This window comes from Achromobacter sp. MYb9, from assembly GCF_002975275.1.
Taxonomy (GTDB): Bacteria; Pseudomonadota; Gammaproteobacteria; order Burkholderiales; family Burkholderiaceae_B; genus Achromobacter.
Genome location: NZ_PCOQ01000030.1, coordinates 33,454 through 50,183, shown reverse-complemented (window position 1 = coordinate 50,183; position 16,730 = coordinate 33,454). Strand labels below are relative to the sequence as shown.

Sequence of the window (16,730 nt, the reverse complement as noted above, 5' to 3'; positions counted from 1 at the left end):
GATGGGCGTGCAAATCGGTTTGCACTGAATCTAAAATCATCGCATGAATCGTCTTGCCAAGTTTTTGCCGCCTTCCTACCCGTCCGGCCGCGCGGCCGGCATCCTCATGGCGACGCTTGGCGCGGTTCTGTTTTCGGCCAAGGCGATTGTCGTCAAATTCACCTACCGCTACGGCATCGATGCCGTCACGCTCATCGCTTTTCGCATGCTGTTTGCCATGCCGTTCTTCGCGGCGGTCGCCTGGCATCAGTCCCGTCGCGCCGCGCGCGGCGAAATCGTGGTGATGACGGGCAAGGAACGCGCGCAAGTCATCGTGCTGGGCCTGCTGGGCTATTACCTGTCCAGCTTTCTGGATTTCCTGGGGCTGCGCTATATCACCGCCAGCCTGGAACGCCTGATTCTCTTCCTCTCGCCGTCGCTCGTGGTGCTGCTGTCCGCCTTCTGGTTCAAGCGGCCGATCGAGCGACGGCAATGGCTGGCCATGGTCCTGTCCTACGCGGGCGTGGTGCTGGTGTTCGCCCATGACCTGTCCTTCGGTGGCGGTGGCGAGGTGCTGTTAGGGTCTTTGTTCGTTTTTGGCTCGGCGGCAAGCTATTCTGTCTACCTGATTTGTTCTGGCGAACTGATCAAGCGGGTCGGGCCGACGCGCCTGGTGGCTTATGCCATGCTGGTGTCGTGCGTGGCCTGCATCATCCAGTTTTTCGTGATTCATCCGCCGTCGATGCTGATTCAACCGGCCGGGGTCTACGGATATTCCGTGATCCATGCCACGCTGAACACGGTGGTGCCGGTCTTCATGCTGATGTGGGCGGTGTCGCTGATCGGCGCACCCACGGCGTCGCTGCTGGGCATGGTGGGGCCGGTGTCGGTGCTGTTCCTGGCGTCGTGGTTCCTGAACGAGCCCATCACCGTATGGCAGATGGCGGGGACCGCGTTGGTGCTGGCTGGCGTGCTCGCCCTGATGGGCGTCGGCGCCGGCAAGCAGGCGTCCGCCACGCCACGCGAGGCGCGCCCGCCGCGCTGAAGTCTGGTTTTTCCGGTTACACCCCAAATAGTCCCAATGAAAGGAGGCCCGCATGGCCAGCAATCTCGTCAAGGCAATTCGTATCGAGCAGCACGGTGGTCCTGAAGTCCTGAAGCTGGTCGAGGTGGAAGTCCTGCCGCCCGCCGCCAATGAAGTCACGATTGAACAACACGCCGCCGGCCTGAATTTCATCGATATCTATTTCCGCACGGGCCTGTATCCGCATCCGCTGCCGCACGGCCTGGGCTTTGAAGCCGCCGGCGTGGTCACGGCGGTGGGCGCGGACGTCAAGCATTTGAAAAAGGGCGACCGCGTCGCCTACGGCCAAAGCCCCATCGGCGCCTACGCCAAGGCGCGCAACGTGCCGGCCAACCAGGTCGTCAAGGTGCCCAAGGGCATCGGTTTCGACGAGGCCGCCGCATTGATGCTCAAGGGCCTGACGGTGCAGTATCTGTTCCGCCAGACCTACCGCCTGCAAGGCGGCGAAACCATCCTGTTCCACGCGGCCGCGGGCGGCGTGGGCCTGATCGCCTGCCAATGGGCCAAGGCTCTGGGCGTGAAGCTGATCGGTACGGTCTCCAGCCCGGAAAAGGCGGAACTGGCCCGCGCCAACGGCGCCTGGGAAACCATCGACTATTCGCGCGAAAACGTCGCGGAACGCGTGCTGGAACTGACGGGCGGCAAGAAAGTGCCGGTGGTGTATGACGGCGTGGGCAAGGACACCTGGGAAACCTCGCTGGACTGCATCGAGCCGCGCGGCCTCATGGTCAGCTTCGGCAACGCGTCCGGCCCCGTCGCCGGCGTCAACCTGGCCGTGCTGAATCAGAAGGGCAGCCTGTACGTCACGCGTCCGTCGCTGGGCGTGCACGTGAACACGCTGGAAAAGCTGCAGGCCGCGTCGGAAGAAGTGTTCGACCTGGTGCTGAAGAAGAAGATCAAGGTCCGTATCGACCAACGCTACAGCCTGGAGCAAGCAGGCGAAGCGCAGACCGCGCTGGCCTCGCGCAAGACCACCGGCGCCACGGTGCTGATGCTGGACTGATCGGCCATCGCGCCGCGCGGGCTCCCAAGCGAGCCCGCAACAGGCCAGGCAAGACCGCCAAGCGCGGTCTGCCTGGCCTTTTTTCTTGAGGCTGGCTGGCGATGAAGATGCCCCCACGCCGCGCACACTTCGTGTGCTTGCTGCCCCCAAGGGGGCGTTTTTATCTCGGGACGGCCCGTCGATAAAAAATGCTCCGGGCGTGCGCAGAATGACAAAACGCCATGCACGGCCCGACAAGCCAGCCCGAAATGCCGTTGCTATTCTGGCTTCCACACTTTCCGTTGGAGCTTCAGATGTGTTCAGCAAGCGTTTCGACCGCGGGCCCTGCGGGGGCCGACCGTCCGGAATTGGGCGCGATCCGGGAATTCATGCTGATCGACGGCAAGCCGGTGCGCGAAGGGCAGGGCAAGCCGATCCCCGTCTACGATCCGGCCACCGGGCAGGTCATCGCGCATCAGCCGGATGCCGGTCCCGTGCAAGTGGACCTGGCGGTGCAGGCCGCGCGCCGTGCGTTCGCCGCGGGGCCCTGGCACGACATGCTGCCCGCCGGCCGTGAACGGCTTTTGTTGAAACTGGCCGACCTGCTGGAGCAGCACGGGACCGAACTGGCCCGGCTGGAAACACTGAACAACGGCAAGCTCCTGGGTATCGCCCAGGGCCTGGAAGTGGGCGCCGGGGCGCAATGGCTGCGCTACATGGCCGGATGGGCAACCAAGATCACGGGCGACACCCTGTCCTTGTCGATCCCTTTCCCACCGGGCGTCCAATACAGCGCCTACACGTTGGCGCAGCCCGTCGGTGTGGTCGGCGCGATCATCCCGTGGAATTTCCCGCTGCTGATGGCGGTGTGGAAGATCGCGCCGGCGCTGGCCACGGGCTGCACCGTGGTGCTCAAACCCGCCGAAGAAACGCCGCTGACCGCCCTCAGGCTGGCGGAGCTGGCCCTGGAAGCCGGCTTTCCGCCCGGGGTCGTCAATGTGATCACGGGACGGGGTGAAACGGCCGGCGCGGCACTGGTGGCGCACCCGGGCATCGACAAAATCGCGTTCACGGGTTCCACCGAGGTCGGCAAGCTGATCGGGCGGGCCGCGATGGACGACATGAAGCGCGTCTCGCTGGAACTGGGCGGCAAGTCCCCCGTGATCGTGCTGGACGATTGCGATGCCGACCGCGCCATTCAAGGCGCCGCCGCGGCCATCTTCTTCAATCAAGGCCAGGTTTGCACGGCCGGATCACGGCTGTACGTGCAGCGGGGCCTGTATGACAAGGTCGTGCAAGGGCTGGCGGATGTGGCGGCCGGACTGACGCTGGGGTCCGGTTTCGATGCGGCCACGCAGGTCGGGCCGCTGGTGTCGGCCCGGCATCAACAGCGTGTCCTGGACTACATCGGTGTTGGCCGGGCGGAAGGCGGCCGCGTGCTGGCGGGGGGCGGCGCGGGCGATGGGCCGGGCTACTTCGTGCGGCCCACGGTATTCGCGGATGTCCCGCAAGATGCCCGCATCGCGCGGGAGGAGATTTTCGGCCCCGTCGTCGTGGCGCAACCGTTCGACACGCTGGATGACGCCGTGCGGCTGGCCAACGACAGCGCGTTCGGGCTGGGCGCCAGCCTCTGGAGCAACGACCTTTCCCGCGTGCAGCGCCTGATTCCGCGCATCGACGCGGGCACGGTCTGGGTCAATACCCACAACATGCTGGATCCCAACATGCCGTTCGGCGGATTCAAGCAATCCGGCATCGGCCGCGAACACGGCCGTGCCGTGATCGAGATGTACCTGGAGAAGAAGTCCGTCTGCATCGCGTACTAGAACGTGGCGGTGCGCTGGCCAAGCCGGGAGATACCGGCGGCGGCGCCTCCGCGAGACCAAGGGGAAGTGCATGGCAAGTAAGACACATGGCCGCACCCGGACGGGCGCAGCGCTGGTGCTGGCATGGCTGGGCGCATCGCAGCCGGCATGGGCCGGAGACCCAAGCGCACGCGATTGGATACCCGCGCCCGTGGGCACCAATATCGTCGCCGGCTACCTGGCGGGCCTGCGCTCGTCCGGGCTGTATTCCGAGGGTAAGCGGGTGGATGGCGCGTCCCTGGACGTCAACGCGCTGATCTACCGCCAGATGCACTACCGCGACTTCTACGGCAAGACCGTGCAGCTGGAATTCATCGTGCCCATGTACCGGACCTCGCTGGACTTGCCCGGCGCGCCGGGCGACCACCAGACCGGCATCGGCGACGTGACGTTGGGGTCAGCGATCTGGCTCTACAACAATGAGCAGACCAAGACCTGGTTTGCCTGGGAACCTTTCATCGTGGCGCCGGTGGGCCGTTACGATCGCTCTCGTCCTGACGTGTCGCCGGGCAAGAACCGCTGGTCCACTATCCAGGACTTCTCGTTCGTCAAGGGCGTGGGCGAATCCACGTTCCTGGAGGCCATCGCCGAAGTGGAAATCTACGGGCGCAATACCGACTGGTACGGCCAGACGCTGAAAAAAGACCCATCGTTCCGCTTCTTCGCGCTAGCCTCGACCAACCTGACCCCCGACACCTACACGGGCATCCGCTACCGGTACGAAACCGGCGGACGCGAAACGTCCTCGGGCGAAACCGTCGCCACCCGGGCGCGCAATCACCAACTGGCCGTCGAACTGACCCATCAGATCAACGACGCCAACCAGATTCAGATGCAGTACATCCACGACCTGAAGGTCGAGAACGGGCCGCGGATGCGTGGCGTGCAGTTGCGCTACGTCTACGCATTCTAGGAAACCGGATCATGAGAGGAGAACATCGATGATTGCGCTTCGAGCCACATCACGCGCATCGCGGGCCGGACGGTGGGCGCTATGCGCTGCCCTTGCAAGCGCCGCGGGCCTGGCCTGGGCGGACCTGCCCGTGGAGGAACTCAAGGGCGGCACACGCTTGCCGCCGGCCACGCCGCACCGGCTGTACGTGATGGATGCGGTCTTCAACCACCTGGTCGACAGCCGGGTCAACATCTACGATGGCGACTCCGGGAAATTCCTGGGCTTGGTGCCCACGTCGTTCAACGGCCACATGACCGTGTCCGCCGATGGGCGCGACCTTTATGTCATGACGACCTATTACGAACGGCTCAACCGCGGCAAGCGCACCGACGTGATCGAGGCCTGGGACGCCGAGACGCTGACGCCCAAGTACGAGGTGCCGATTCCGCAGAAGCGCGCGCAGGCGCTGAACTACCGCAACTACCTGCGCCAGAGCACCGACGGCGATTTGCTGTTCGTGCAGAACGCCACGCCTGCGACGTCGGTCACGGTGGTTGACCTGAAGACCCGGCAGTTCGCCGACGAGATCACGGCCGCCGCCGGCTGCTGGAGCATCATTCCGCTGCCTTCGCGTCCGCGCAGCTTCGCCACTATCTGCGGCGACGGCGCGTTGCTGACCATCGACCTGGACGCGGCCGGGAAACCGGCCAGCCAGCAGCGCAGCAAACCGATGTTCGAACTTGAGAAAGACCCCGTCTTCACGCACACCGAGAACGTCGGCGATACCTTCTATTTCGTGTCCTACAACGGCAACGTGTACAGCGCCGACTTCAGCGGCAAGGAAGTCAGCTTTGGCGCGCCATGGTCGCTGCTGGACGCGTCCGGCAAGGATCGCGGCTGGCGGCCCGGCGGCTACAACCTGCTGGCCATCAACCGTGCCTCGAAGCGGCTCTACGTGGGCATGCATCCGAACGGCACGGAAGGCACGCACAAGACGCCCGCCGCCGAGATCTGGGTATACGACCTGGCCACGCACAAGCGGCTGGCGCGGGTGCCCGGCAAGAACGCCTTGTCGATGTCGGTCTCGCAGGACGACAAGCCGCGCCTGTTCACCATCGATGGGGGCAACGTCAACATCTACGATGCGGCGCCCGTGGCCCCTGTATTCAAGACCACCATCCAGGCAGCGGGCGAGACCGCGTTGCAAGTGGAACCCCAACCGGCGGGAGGCTCGAAATGAACGATCCGGTCCTGCTCTATGGCGCCAGCGCCGCATTGGCCTGCGTGCTGCTGCTGGGGGCGCTTGAAAAACTGAAAGACCTGGCGGGGTTCTCGCGCGCCGTGGCTGCCTACGACCTTCTGCCTTCCCGTTGGAGCGGCGCGTTCGCGGGGGCCTATGCGTTGGCGGAAGCCGTCGCTGGCGCCATGCTGCTGATGCCGTCGGTCCAGGTGGCGGGCGCGGCACTGGCGTTGCTGGTGCTGGGCGTGGCGACGCTGGCGCTGGCCATCAACCTTGCGCGCGGGCATCGCGACATCGATTGCGGCTGCGGGGGACCCGCCTCCCTGGGCCGAGGTGGGCGCGATGCCGCGCAGGGCGGCGGGCTGTCATGGTGGCTGGTGCTGCGCAATGCGGTGCTGGCGCTATGGACCGCGCCCGTGCTGATTGCCGCGGCCGGCCAATCGCGCAGCCTGCAGTGGGCGGATGCCGCGGCCGTCTTCGGTCTGGCGATGACCGCCGTGGGCCTGTACTTCACCGCCAATCATCTCTTGGCTTCGCATCTGAAGCTGCGAAATCTCTGAAGGAGTGTCACATGGATGCCTTGATCATTTCCAATTTCCTGCTGTGGGGCGTAGTGCTGTGCCTGGTGTTGGTCATCCTGGCCCTGTCCCGTCAGATCGGCGTGCTGTATGAGCGCGTGGCGCCGATGGGGGCGCTGACCATGGACAAGGGGCCCGCCGTCGGCGAGGCCGCGCCGCGATTCGAACTGCCCGACTTGCTGGGCCGCCGCATCACCATCGGAGAGCGCGGCCAACACAGCCAGCTGCTGTTCTTCCTGTCGCCCACGTGCCCCGTGTGCAAGAAGCTCCTGCCCATTCTGAAATCGGTCGCCAGCACGGAAAGCGCCTGGCTGCGCATCGTGCTGGCCAGCGACGGCGACATGCCGGAGCATCTGGCGTTCTACAAGCAGGCCGGACTGGAACGGTTTCCGTATTTGCTGTCGACCGAGCTGGGCATGAAATTCCAGATCAGCAAACTGCCGTATGCGGTGCTGATCGACGAGTCGGGCGTATTGCGTGCCAAGGGCTTGATCAATTCCCGCGAGCAGCTGGAAAGCCTGTTCACGGCCAAGGAACTGGGCGTGGCGTCGGTGCAGGATTTCCTGGCCGCGGGCACGCTGGACGAGACCCGGATTTCCAGGAAGGAGAGCGGCAATGCACTGGCTGGATAAATTGGGTGAGCGCGCCTCGCGCTCGGTCGCGCACGCTACGTCGCGTCGCAGCGTCCTCAACCGCATCGGCAAGCTGCTGGTGGGAACGGCTTTCCTGGTGCCCGTGCTGCCGGTGGCGCGTTCGGCACGGGCGGCCGGCAAGAAGCCGCAGATGGACGACACGGCATGTGACTACTGGCGCTATTGCGCGGTGGATGGATTCTTGTGTTCCTGCTGCGGCGGCAGCATGACGTCGTGCCCGCCTGGCACGTCGCCGTCCGCCGTGTCGTGGGTGGGGACATGCCACAATCCGCTGGATGGCAAGGACTACCTTATCAGCTACAACGACTGCTGCGGCAAGACGGCGTGCGGCAAGTGCATGTGCGCGGCCGCCGAACGCGAACGTCCGGGTTATCAGATGTTCCTGCACAACGACGTGAACTGGTGCATGTCCAACGAGTCATCGATCTTTCACTGCACGACCTCGGTGATCGTGGGGCTGGCCAAACCTCAATTGCAACCCAAGGCGGCGCCAAAGCCATGAGACTCCGGGGGCGGCGGCTGGCGGGATGGCGCGAGGGCGTTGCCCTGGCCATCCTGCTGTGCGCAATGCAGGGCGCGGCGGCGCAGCAAGGCGAACGGCAACATGCGCCGCAGCCGGCCGCGCAGCAAGGGGCGGACGCCGCCAACGCCGACCGCCTGCGGCAAGCCGTGCGCGCCGATTACGTCTTGCAGTGCGCGGGCTGCCACCGCGTTGACGGGCGGGGTAGCAGCCCGCACGGCATCCCGGATTTCCGCCAATCGGTCGGGGCGTTCACGCATCTGCCCGCGGGCCGCGAATACTTGATCCGCGTGCCGGGCGCGGCCCATTCGCAATTGAGCAATGCCGAACTCGCGGCCGTGTTGAATTGGGTGCTGGACGAATTCAGCCCGGCCCAGTTGCCGGCCGATTTCACTCCCTATACCGAGGCCGAGGTCGCGGCGGCAAGACCCAACCGCTATGACGACGTGGTGCCGGTGCGCCACCGACTGGCCGAAGAGCTCTCGTCGATGGGATTCGCGCTGTCCGAATATTCATATGGACGCGACAGGAAACCATAGTCCGGCAGGCAGTTAGGGGTTGTCACCGATACTCCCCCCAGGCGTGCAGTGCTAGAAATAGGCAGCACCGGAGTCGCCATGTCATCATCCCTTTTGCGCAGTGCGCCCAGGCATTTCCTGGATTGCGCCAGCTGGCAGGAAAGCATCAGCAGCACCTTCGTGCCACTGGAAGTTTCGGCCGTGTTCCCCACGCGTTTCCGCAACAGCGTGGCGGTGGGTTGCCTGGGCTGGATGCAGGTCAGCGAATTGCACAGCAGCGCGCAACGGGTGCGCCGCAGCAAGCTGCTGGCAGCCCGCGCCGAGGAAGCGGGCTACAAGGTTACGTTGCAGTTGGCCGGCCGCAGCGAGATCCGCCAGTCCAATCGCACCGCGTTGCTGATGCCGGGGGAATGGAGCATCTACGACACCACTCGGCCTTACGAGGTCGATGTGGACGACGGTGCGCATTTCTTGGTGATGCAGGTGCCCGGCAAGCAAACCGAAGCTTGGCAGCCATATATGCAGAACGCCGTGGCCCGCAACTTCAGCGGCCAGCACGGTTGCGGCCGCATGGCCATGGACCTGTTGCGTGTCGCGTTGGGCGAACAGGCCCATTTGTCCGAAAGCGCGGCGCGCGATGCGGCGAATGCGGTATTGCAGATGATGGGGCTGGATATCAGCGAGCGGGCAGGGGGGCAGGCCGAACAAGACCAGGTGGGCCTGAAGCAGGCGCAGTTGCGCCGCGTCCAGCAGTACATTCTTGAAAACCTGCACGATCCGGACTTGTCGCCGGCATCCGCGGCCACGGCGTTCCGGATGTCGCGGCGCTATCTGTACAACCTGTTCGCGCTGGCGGCCACCACGCCCGCCGATTTCATCCTTAGCGCCAGATTGGAGCGCAGCCGGGACGCACTGTGCGACGCCACGCAATCGGTGCGGCAGATCGGGGATATTGCGTACCGGTTCGGGTTTTCCGACGCGGCGCGTTTCAGCCACGCGTTCCGCAAGCGTTACGGCGCATCGCCGTCGGAATACCGCCGCCAGTCGCGTTAGCGCGGCCCGGGAATCAACGCTGCTTCAGGATCAGAGCAGCTCTTCGTTGATCAGGTCTTCCTTGCCGTAGAACTTCACGCCGATGTGGATGCGGTCGCGGCCTTGCGAACGGCGGTGGCGGTTGGTGTCGCGCAGGGAATAGACGCAACCGCAATATTCCTGCTGGTAGAAGTTCTCGCGCTTGCTGATTTCGATCATGCGGGCAGACCCGCCGCCCTTGCGCCAGTTGTAGGTCCAATAGACCAGATCGTCGTAGCGGGCTGCCGCGCGTTCGCCGCAACCGTTGATCTGGTTCATGTCTTTCCAGCGCGAAATGCCAAGCGAACTGGTAATGGTGTCGAACCCATGCTCGTGCGCGTACAACGCGGTGCGCTCAAAGCGCATGTCGAAGCAGGCGGTGCAGCGTTCGCCGCGCTCAGGGGCGTTTTCCATGCCCTTTACGCGGTCGAACCAGTTATCCATGTCGTAGTCGGCATCGATGAATTCGATGCCGTGCTGTTCGGCGAAGCGGATGTTCTCTTGCTTGCGGATCTCGTACTCTTTGACCGGATGGATGTTCGGGTTGTAGAAGTAGATCGCGTAATCGATGCCGGAGGCCGTCATGGCTTCCATGACTTCGCCAGAACAGGGCGCGCAGCATGAGTGCATCAGCACCTTGCTGCGGCCAGCGGGAAGGTCAAGCTTGGGGCGGACGAGTTCGGACATGGCTTGCAGGCAAAAAAGGCGGAAAACCCCTTATTTTACCGCGAGTTGCCGCGCGCCGGGAAAGGCCCTAGCCCAGCACCGCGTCCCATAGCTCACGCACCGCCGCGCGTTCCTCCACCAGTTGTTCCGGTCCCACGCGCGCTTTTTCCACGCCCTGCATGCGCAGTTGATGCTGGACGCGGCGCAATACGCGGTAGGCGTCGGCGGCACGCGCGGCCAGCTCGGGCGGGATCAGGCCGGCCTCGCCGGCCAGGCGCAACAGGGTGATGTTGCCCAGATTGCGCACCAGCACCGGATGGGTGCCCGCATAGCACAGCACCAGGTACTGCGTGACGAATTCCACGTCGACCATGCCGCCACGGTCGTGCTTCAGGTCGAACTTCTGGCTGGTATTCGGATGGCCGGCATTGATTTTTTCGCGCATGGCCAGCACTTCGGTACGCAGCGCGGCCGGGTCGCGGGGTTGCACCAGGATCGCTTCGCGGATCTTCTCGAAGCGGGCGCCCACGTCGGCGTCGCCGGCGGCATGCCGCGCACGGGTCAACGCCTGGTGTTCCCAGGCCCAGGCATGCTTGTTCTGGTATTGCTCGAAGGCTTCCACCGACACGGCCAGCAGCCCGGCATCGCCATCCGGCCGCAGGCGCAGGTCTATCTCGTAGAGCCGGCCGGACGACGTCATGGTCGACAGCCACGACGTCATGCGCCGGCCAAGCTTCGCGTAGACCTCGGCCGCGTCCTCGCGCGGATCGTCGAACAGGAACACCAGATCCAAGTCGGAGGCATAGCCCAGTTCCTTGCCGCCCAGCTTGCCGTAGGCAATGACGGCGAAATGGGGCAGGGCGCCCGGCACCTTGTTCACCAGCGGCCAGGCGCGCCGGATGGTCTCGGTCAGCAGCAGGTCGGCCAGCGCCGACAACTGGTCCGCCAGCTTCTCCACCGTCAGCTCTCCTTCCAGATCCTGCGCCAGCAACTGGAAGCTGGCCTGGCGCTGCACGTCGCGCATCAGGTTCATCTGGCGTTCGATGTCGGGATCGCCGTCGGGCAGCCGGCAGGCGTCCAGGTCGGCGGTCAGTTGCCGGGCGATCTGGGCGAAATCCAGCGGTTCGAACAGCGTGCGCCAATCGATCAGGCTGTCCAGCAGCAGCGGGTGCTGGGTCAGGTATTGCGCGGCCCACGGGCTGGCGGCGACCATCCGCGCCACGCGCGCCAGCGTGTCCGGGTATTCGGCCAACAGCGCCAGGTAGGCGCTGCGCTGCGCGATTTTTTCGATCAGGTCGAACAAGCGCACCGCGGCGTCCAGCGGCGCCGGCGTCTGGCGCGCGGCGCGCAGGGCGGCCGGCAACAGGGCTTCCATGCGGCGGCGGCTGCTTTCGGGCAGGCTGCGCACGCGATGGCTGCCCAGCAGGGTTTCGGTGCGGCGCAGCAAGTCTTGCGCCTCGTCGCCGAACGCCTGCCGGATCTGTTCGGCTAGCTCGCACTCGTTGTCGGGCGTTTCGGGGGCATCGTCGGCTGGCGTGCTGGTGTCTTCCGCGTCACCCATGCCCACCATGCGGAACACATTGCGGAACGTCTGCGAGACGAACTTGCGGTGCGCGGCAAGCGTGCTTTCGAAATCTTCCGGGCTCATGCCCAGCGCCGCCGCCAGCGCGGCGCGCTGGGCAGGGTCGCCGGGCAGCAGATGGGTCTGCTCGTCTTCGCGGTACTGCAGGGCGTGCTCGGTGCGGCGCAGGTAGCGGTAGGCTTCCTCCAGCCGCCGGGCGTCGTCTTCCGGCACCAGGCCCGCCAGTTGCTCGGCGTGCAGCGCTTCAAGTAGGCCGCGCTTCTGCAGCGTGGGCATGCGGCCGCCGCGGATCAACTGGGCCAGTTGCACCACGAATTCGATCTCGCGGATGCCGCCGTCGCCCAGCTTGATGTTGTTGGCGCTGTCGATGCCGTTGCGCGCCATGGCGCGACGCTGCCAGTCCTGGCGGATGCGCTCGCGCAGGGCGCGCAGGGCGGCCAGCGCGTCAAAGTCGAAGTACTTCCGATAGACGAAAGGCACGCGCAGGCTTTCCAGTTGCCGGGCCTGCGCCGTGCTGTCGCTGCCTTCGAAGGCCTGGGCGGGCATCAGGCGGGCTTTCAGCCAGGCATAGCGCTCCCATTCGCGGCCCTGGCCGATCAGATAGTGCTCTAGCGCGTCCAGGCTCCAGGCCAGCGGGCCGGCGTCGCCATCGGGGCGCAGGCGCAGGTCGGTGCGGAACACCTGGCCGTTGGCGTCCACCTCGGAGATGACCGGCATCATGCGCCGCGTCAGGCGGCCGTAGAACTCGTGGTGGCTGATCCGGCGCGGGCCGTCCGTTTCGCCTTCCTCGCCGTACAGCATGATCAGGTCGATGTCGGAGGACACGTTCAGTTCGCAACCGCCCAGCTTGCCCATGCCGACGATCAGCATTTCCTGCGGCTTGCCAGTGGCGGGGTCGCGCGGCACGCCATGCACGGCCGCCAGTTCCGCCGCCACGCTGCGGTAGGCCGCCGCCACCGCGATGTCGGCCAGCGCGGTCATCGCCCCGACGACTTCTTCAAGGTCGGCCTGGCCCGTCAGGTCCCGGACGATCAGCGCGCTGAATACCCGTTCGCGCAGCTTTCGCAGCACCATGCGGCAGGTGTCCACCGACGGCGTGGCCGGGGCGTCGGGTCCGGCCAGTTCAGACTGCCATTGCGCCAGGCGGGCGGGCGTGACCGGTTGCTGCACGGCATCGGCCAGCCAGGCGGCCAGGTCGGGGTGGGCATCCAGGCGGCGGCGCAAATGACCGGACCAGGCAAGGGCGGGAGCAAGCAGAGGGGACGATGTCATGGCGTAAGGGCGGCAGACGAATGAGCGCGTTTCAGGTATAAGTGGGGACGATACCGCAAGACATCTTCTCCTGCCCACCACACGATCCGTGTCCGTTTCAAATACCGCTCCCACGCCGCACGCGCGTCGCGTGCTCTGCTTCCTGTTTTGGGTCGCGCTGACAATTTATGGCGTGGTGGCCATCGGGCTCCTGGGCGTGCGCTATTGGGTGTTGCCTCGCGTGGACCAATGGCGTCCCCAGATCGAGGCTTACGCCAGCCAGGCGTTGGGCGCCCGGGTCGCCATCGGCGGCATACAGGCCAACTGGCAGGGGCTGAATCCCAAGCTTGATCTTACCGCCGTCCAGGTGTTCGATGACGAGGCGGCGCCGGTTTTGACACTGTCGTCCGTGTCGGCCGTGCTGGGGTGGCGCAGCATTCTGGCCTTGTCGCCCACCCTGGTGCGCCTGCGGGTGGAAAAACCTGAATTGACGCTGCGGCGCGACCCCGCGAACCACCTCTGGATCGCCGGGCAGGACATTGACCTGAACGCCAGCGACCACCAGTCTGACTTGAACCATCCGGCATTGCGCTGGTTGGTCGCCCAGCGGGAATTGTTGATCCGCGATGCGACCGTCGTCTGGCAGGACGATCTGCGCCAGGCGCCGGCGCTGACGCTGACCGGTGTCGATTTCCTGATGCGCAACGGCAGCCTGTCGCACCGTTTCGTGCTGCGGGGCTCGGCGGGCGACGCGTTGGCGCGCAAGGTGGAATTGCGCGGGGAATTCAACCGCAGCCTGTTCTCCGCCAATGCCGCAAACGCTGCGAACTGGAGCGGGCAGCTCTATGCCGAAGTGGATGACGTCGAGCCGTTGGCCTGGTCGTCGTGGGTGAAACCGCCGCCGGTCGCGGGGCGGATAGCGGGCCGCGCGTGGTTGCAGCTGGATCGCGGCAAATTCACCGAACTGACGTCGGACGTTGCCGTCCGTGGCGTGGACTGGTCGGCCGGCAATGAGGGGCCCGCCGTGCGCGGCGGCTCGGCCCAGTTGCGCATACGGGGGCTGCCCGGCGATTTCATCCAGATTGACGGCATGCCGCTGGCGCGCAGCACCGGGGCGGCCGACGTATCGGTCAAGGGCGCGGTGCAGCAGTTGCGCGTCACGCTGCCCGGCGTGTTCGAAGAACCCACGCTGGCGGCGCGCGAACTGGCGCTGGATGCCCAGATCAAAGGCCCGAACGCGCAAGACTGGTTCGTGGACGTGGCGCAGCTGCACGTCGTCAACGAAGACCTGGACGTGCGCTTGCAGGGCCAATGGCAGCGCGAAGGCAAGACGGCGGCGGGCAGCGTGGACATGCGCGGCACCATGGTGCGCGGCGCGATGCCGGCCATACACCGCTACCTGCCCCTGGAGGTTAATGCGGACGCCCGCGAGTGGCTGGCCACCGGCTTGCCGGCGGGCGAAATGCAGTCCGCCGCCATCACGCTTAAAGGGGACCTGGACGACTTCCCCTTCAATTCGCCGGGCGTCGGCGGGGAATTCGTCATTGCGGGCGCCTATGCCGGGGCCAAGGTCGATTACGCGCCGGCGCGTCCGCATCGCAAGGGTTGGCCCATGCTGGAGAACCTGTCGGGCAGTTTCCGCATCGACAAGGTGAGCTTGACGCTGGACAGCCCGGGCGGCGCCATTGCACGTACCGGGCCGGGCCAGACGGTCAATATGGGCGCCGTGACCGCGACGATTCCCGACATGGACCATAACGCTGAATTGCGGCTGGACGGCGAGGTCTCGGGGCCCGTGCCGGCCTATCTGGCGATGGCGGCGAATTCGCCGTTGGGGGGGCTGCTGGACGGCGCGCTGGATGAGGCCCGCGGCACAGGCGATTGGCGCATGCCGCTGAAGCTGAAAGTGCCGTTGCTGAACACGGACGATACCCAGGTCCAGGGACGTATCGTGTTCGCGGACAACGCCTTCACCTTCATGCCCGAAATGCCCTTGCTGAGCCAGATGCACGGTGACCTTGAATTCTCGGAAAAGGGCGTGCAGGCCAAGGATATCCGCGCCCAATTCCTGGGCGGCCCGGTCAAGATTTCAGGCACGCTGGCGCAAAGCTCCGACGCCCTGCATTTCGACGGTACGCTGGCTGGCTCGGGGTTGTCGCAGCTGAGCAATGCGCCGTCCATGTCGCGCTTTAGCGGCAAGGCGGCCTACAGGGGGCGGGTGGGGTACCAGAAGGGCGGTTCGGTCGAGATTTCCATGGAGTCCGACTTGGCCGGCATGGCGATCGATATGCCGGCGCCAGTTGGAAAATCTGCGTCGTCGTCCCAATTGCTGAAGCTGCAATGGGCCGCGGCGCAGGACCGCGGCGCCAAGGGCCGCCGCTGGCTGACGGCCAGCCTGGGGGACAACGTCAATGCGCTGTTTGAACGCGATCCTGGCGATGCGGCGCCATCCTACTTCGCGCGGGGCGCGCTAGGCATCGGGCGTCCTGCCAGCCTGCCTGAACGCGGGATGAGCCTGAACGCCAGCCTGCCGGAGCTTGACCTGGGCAGTTGGGAAACCGTGCTGGAGGGGTTCGACACGCCTGCGGGCAAGGGCGGGGCCAAGAAACCGGCGGCCAAGGCCGTTTTCCCCGAACCCGAGCGCATCAGCCTGGCGACCGGCTTGCTGCGCGCCAGCAGCTACACCTTGAACGACCTGACGCTGTACGCCACCCGTCCGGGCCCGGCGCAGTGGCGGGTGGACGTCGCGTCGCGCCAGGCAACGGGGGCATTGGAATGGCGGGAGGCATCGGGCGCGATCGCGGGCCAGATCACCGCGCGCATGAAGCACCTGTCGTTCGGGGGCGCCGACGACACCAACGAAGCGGACAAGGCTCTCGCGTCCGGCAATGATCTGTCAGATATCCCGGCGATCGACCTGCAGGCCAAGGAGTTCTTCCTGTACGGCAAGAACGTGGGCGAACTTCAAGTGATCGGCACCAATCTGGAACGCGGCCGGCAATGGCGTCTGGACAAGCTATCGATCACCAACGACGCCGCGAACCTGAACGCCACGGGCAACTGGCGCCTGGAAGGACCCGACCGGGGGCTGACCGTGGACGCCACGGCCAAGTTCGTCGACCTGGGCAAATTCATGACCCGGATCGGCTTCGAGAACATGGTGTCCGGCGGTGAAGGCTCGGCGGTCGGCAAGGCGACCTGGCGCGATCTGCCCTGGACCCACAATGTTGCGGACGTGGCGGGCGAGGTCGATATCAGCCTGGACAAGGGCCGCTTCATGCATGTGAATTCCCGCACGGCGCGGCTGCTGGAACTGCTGTCGCTGCAATCGCTGCAGCGCTTGGCGCGGCTGGACGTCAATCCGACCAATCTGCTGCGCGACGGCTTCCCGTTCGACACCATCCGCGGGCGCGTGAAGATGGCGGACGGGCTGATGTCCACCGAAGGCTACAAGATCAGTGGGCCCGTGGCCGCGATCGTCCTGGCGGGCGGCGTCAATATCATCCGCGAGCGCTGGGATTTGAAAGCGGTGGTGATCCCCAACCTGGACGCCAGCGGCGCGGCCATGGTGACGGCGCTGGCCGTGAACCCGCTGATCGGCCTGGGCGCGTTTGTCACGCAATGGTTGCTCAAGCAGCCGCTGGCGCGGGCCATGACCATGGAGTATTCAGTGACCGGCAACTGGGACGATCCCCAGATCGAGCCGATCGACGCATCGGGCAAGGCGCCGGATAAACAGACGCCGCGGCCGGCCGGTTCGGACGCGCCCCGCAACCGCATCCCCCAACATATCGAGCACTGAAGCCACTTACTTTTTTTACCCATGAAAAAACCGCCTGACGGCGG

12 protein-coding genes and 1 pseudogene are annotated in these 16,730 nt (G+C 65.6%); 11 read left to right on the top strand and 2 right to left on the bottom strand.

What is annotated here, in order from left to right; translation table 11 throughout:
* Positions 1-43 precede the first annotated feature (43 nt).
* The 10 genes and pseudogenes from CQ050_RS27585 to CQ050_RS27540 all read left to right on the top strand — a co-directional run bounded on the left by CQ050_RS27585 (position 44) and on the right by CQ050_RS27540 (position 9,367).
* Positions 44-1,024: a DMT family transporter gene (locus tag CQ050_RS27585; protein ID WP_105560022.1), complete on the top strand. Its 981-nt coding sequence runs from the start codon at positions 44-46 to the stop codon at positions 1,022-1,024.
* Positions 1,025-1,076: 52 nt separating this feature from the next.
* Complete coding sequence (locus tag CQ050_RS27580) at positions 1,077-2,066, top strand: quinone oxidoreductase (protein ID WP_105560021.1); 990 nt, start codon at positions 1,077-1,079, stop codon at positions 2,064-2,066.
* A gap of 293 nt (positions 2,067-2,359) precedes the next feature.
* Entirely contained in the window at positions 2,360-3,871 is a 1,512-nt protein-coding gene (styD, locus tag CQ050_RS27575) for a phenylacetaldehyde dehydrogenase StyD (RefSeq protein WP_105560020.1), read from the top strand.
* Between the two features lie 70 nt (positions 3,872-3,941).
* Positions 3,942-4,823 (top strand): transporter, encoded by an 882-nt coding sequence (locus CQ050_RS27570; protein ID WP_105560019.1) that lies wholly within the window; start codon positions 3,942-3,944, stop codon positions 4,821-4,823.
* A gap of 28 nt (positions 4,824-4,851) precedes the next feature.
* A complete protein-coding gene (locus CQ050_RS27565) occupies positions 4,852-6,045 on the top strand; it encodes an amine dehydrogenase large subunit (RefSeq protein ID WP_105560018.1) in 1,194 nt (397 codons plus the stop codon).
* Positions 6,042-6,605, top strand: coding sequence for a MauE/DoxX family redox-associated membrane protein (locus CQ050_RS27560; RefSeq protein ID WP_105560017.1), 564 nt, complete (start codon positions 6,042-6,044; stop codon positions 6,603-6,605). The genes CQ050_RS27565 and CQ050_RS27560 overlap by 4 nt, the downstream gene beginning before the upstream one ends.
* Before the next feature lie 11 nt (positions 6,606-6,616).
* A pseudogene (gene mauD / locus CQ050_RS27555) lies at positions 6,617-7,177 on the top strand (methylamine dehydrogenase accessory protein MauD); the annotation flags it as partial.
* A gap of 79 nt (positions 7,178-7,256) precedes the next feature.
* On the top strand, positions 7,257-7,778 hold the full coding sequence (locus tag CQ050_RS27550; protein ID WP_369868944.1) for a methylamine dehydrogenase light chain: 522 nt from the start codon (positions 7,257-7,259) through the stop codon (positions 7,776-7,778).
* Positions 7,775-8,335 (top strand): cytochrome C, encoded by a 561-nt coding sequence (locus tag CQ050_RS27545; protein ID WP_105560014.1) that lies wholly within the window; start codon positions 7,775-7,777, stop codon positions 8,333-8,335. Before CQ050_RS27550 ends, CQ050_RS27545 begins: the two co-directional genes overlap by 4 nt.
* A gap of 78 nt (positions 8,336-8,413) precedes the next feature.
* Complete coding sequence (locus tag CQ050_RS27540; protein WP_105560013.1) at positions 8,414-9,367, top strand: helix-turn-helix domain-containing protein; 954 nt, start codon at positions 8,414-8,416, stop codon at positions 9,365-9,367.
* A gap of 30 nt (positions 9,368-9,397) precedes the next feature.
* Here CQ050_RS27540 and CQ050_RS27535 read toward each other — a convergent pair whose 3' ends face one another.
* Together CQ050_RS27535 and glnE are read right to left on the bottom strand one after the other, a co-directional pair.
* Positions 9,398-10,072 carry an epoxyqueuosine reductase QueH gene (locus CQ050_RS27535; RefSeq protein WP_006227543.1) on the bottom strand — a complete coding sequence of 225 codons (675 nt, stop codon included), beginning with the start codon at positions 10,070-10,072 and terminating at the stop codon, positions 9,398-9,400.
* A gap of 67 nt (positions 10,073-10,139) precedes the next feature.
* Positions 10,140-12,905: a bifunctional [glutamate--ammonia ligase]-adenylyl-L-tyrosine phosphorylase/[glutamate--ammonia-ligase] adenylyltransferase gene (gene glnE, locus CQ050_RS27530; RefSeq protein ID WP_105560012.1), complete on the bottom strand. Its 2,766-nt coding sequence runs from the start codon at positions 12,903-12,905 to the stop codon at positions 10,140-10,142.
* Positions 12,906-13,035: 130 nt separating this feature from the next.
* Between glnE and CQ050_RS27525 the strand changes: the two genes are divergently transcribed.
* Positions 13,036-16,686, top strand: coding sequence for a YhdP family protein (locus tag CQ050_RS27525; protein WP_105560011.1), 3,651 nt, complete (start codon positions 13,036-13,038; stop codon positions 16,684-16,686).
* Positions 16,687-16,730: the final 44 nt, after the last annotated feature.

Coding starts and splice junctions, on each gene's coding strand:
- CQ050_RS27560 (WP_105560017.1), top strand. CDS start 6,042: ATGAACGATCCGGTCCTGCTCTATGGCGCCAGCGCCGCATTGGCCTGC.
- CQ050_RS27580 (WP_105560021.1), top strand. CDS start 1,077: ATGGCCAGCAATCTCGTCAAGGCAATTCGTATCGAGCAGCACGGTGGT.
- CQ050_RS27565 (WP_105560018.1), top strand. CDS start 4,852: ATGATTGCGCTTCGAGCCACATCACGCGCATCGCGGGCCGGACGGTGG.
- CQ050_RS27585 (WP_105560022.1), top strand. CDS start 44: ATGAATCGTCTTGCCAAGTTTTTGCCGCCTTCCTACCCGTCCGGCCGC.
- CQ050_RS27540 (WP_105560013.1), top strand. CDS start 8,414: ATGTCATCATCCCTTTTGCGCAGTGCGCCCAGGCATTTCCTGGATTGC.
- styD (WP_105560020.1), top strand. CDS start 2,360: ATGTGTTCAGCAAGCGTTTCGACCGCGGGCCCTGCGGGGGCCGACCGT.
- CQ050_RS27545 (WP_105560014.1), top strand. CDS start 7,775: ATGAGACTCCGGGGGCGGCGGCTGGCGGGATGGCGCGAGGGCGTTGCC.
- CQ050_RS27535 (WP_006227543.1), bottom strand. CDS start 10,072: ATGTCCGAACTCGTCCGCCCCAAGCTTGACCTTCCCGCTGGCCGCAGC.
- CQ050_RS27570 (WP_105560019.1), top strand. CDS start 3,942: ATGGCAAGTAAGACACATGGCCGCACCCGGACGGGCGCAGCGCTGGTG.
- glnE (WP_105560012.1), bottom strand. CDS start 12,905: ATGACATCGTCCCCTCTGCTTGCTCCCGCCCTTGCCTGGTCCGGTCAT.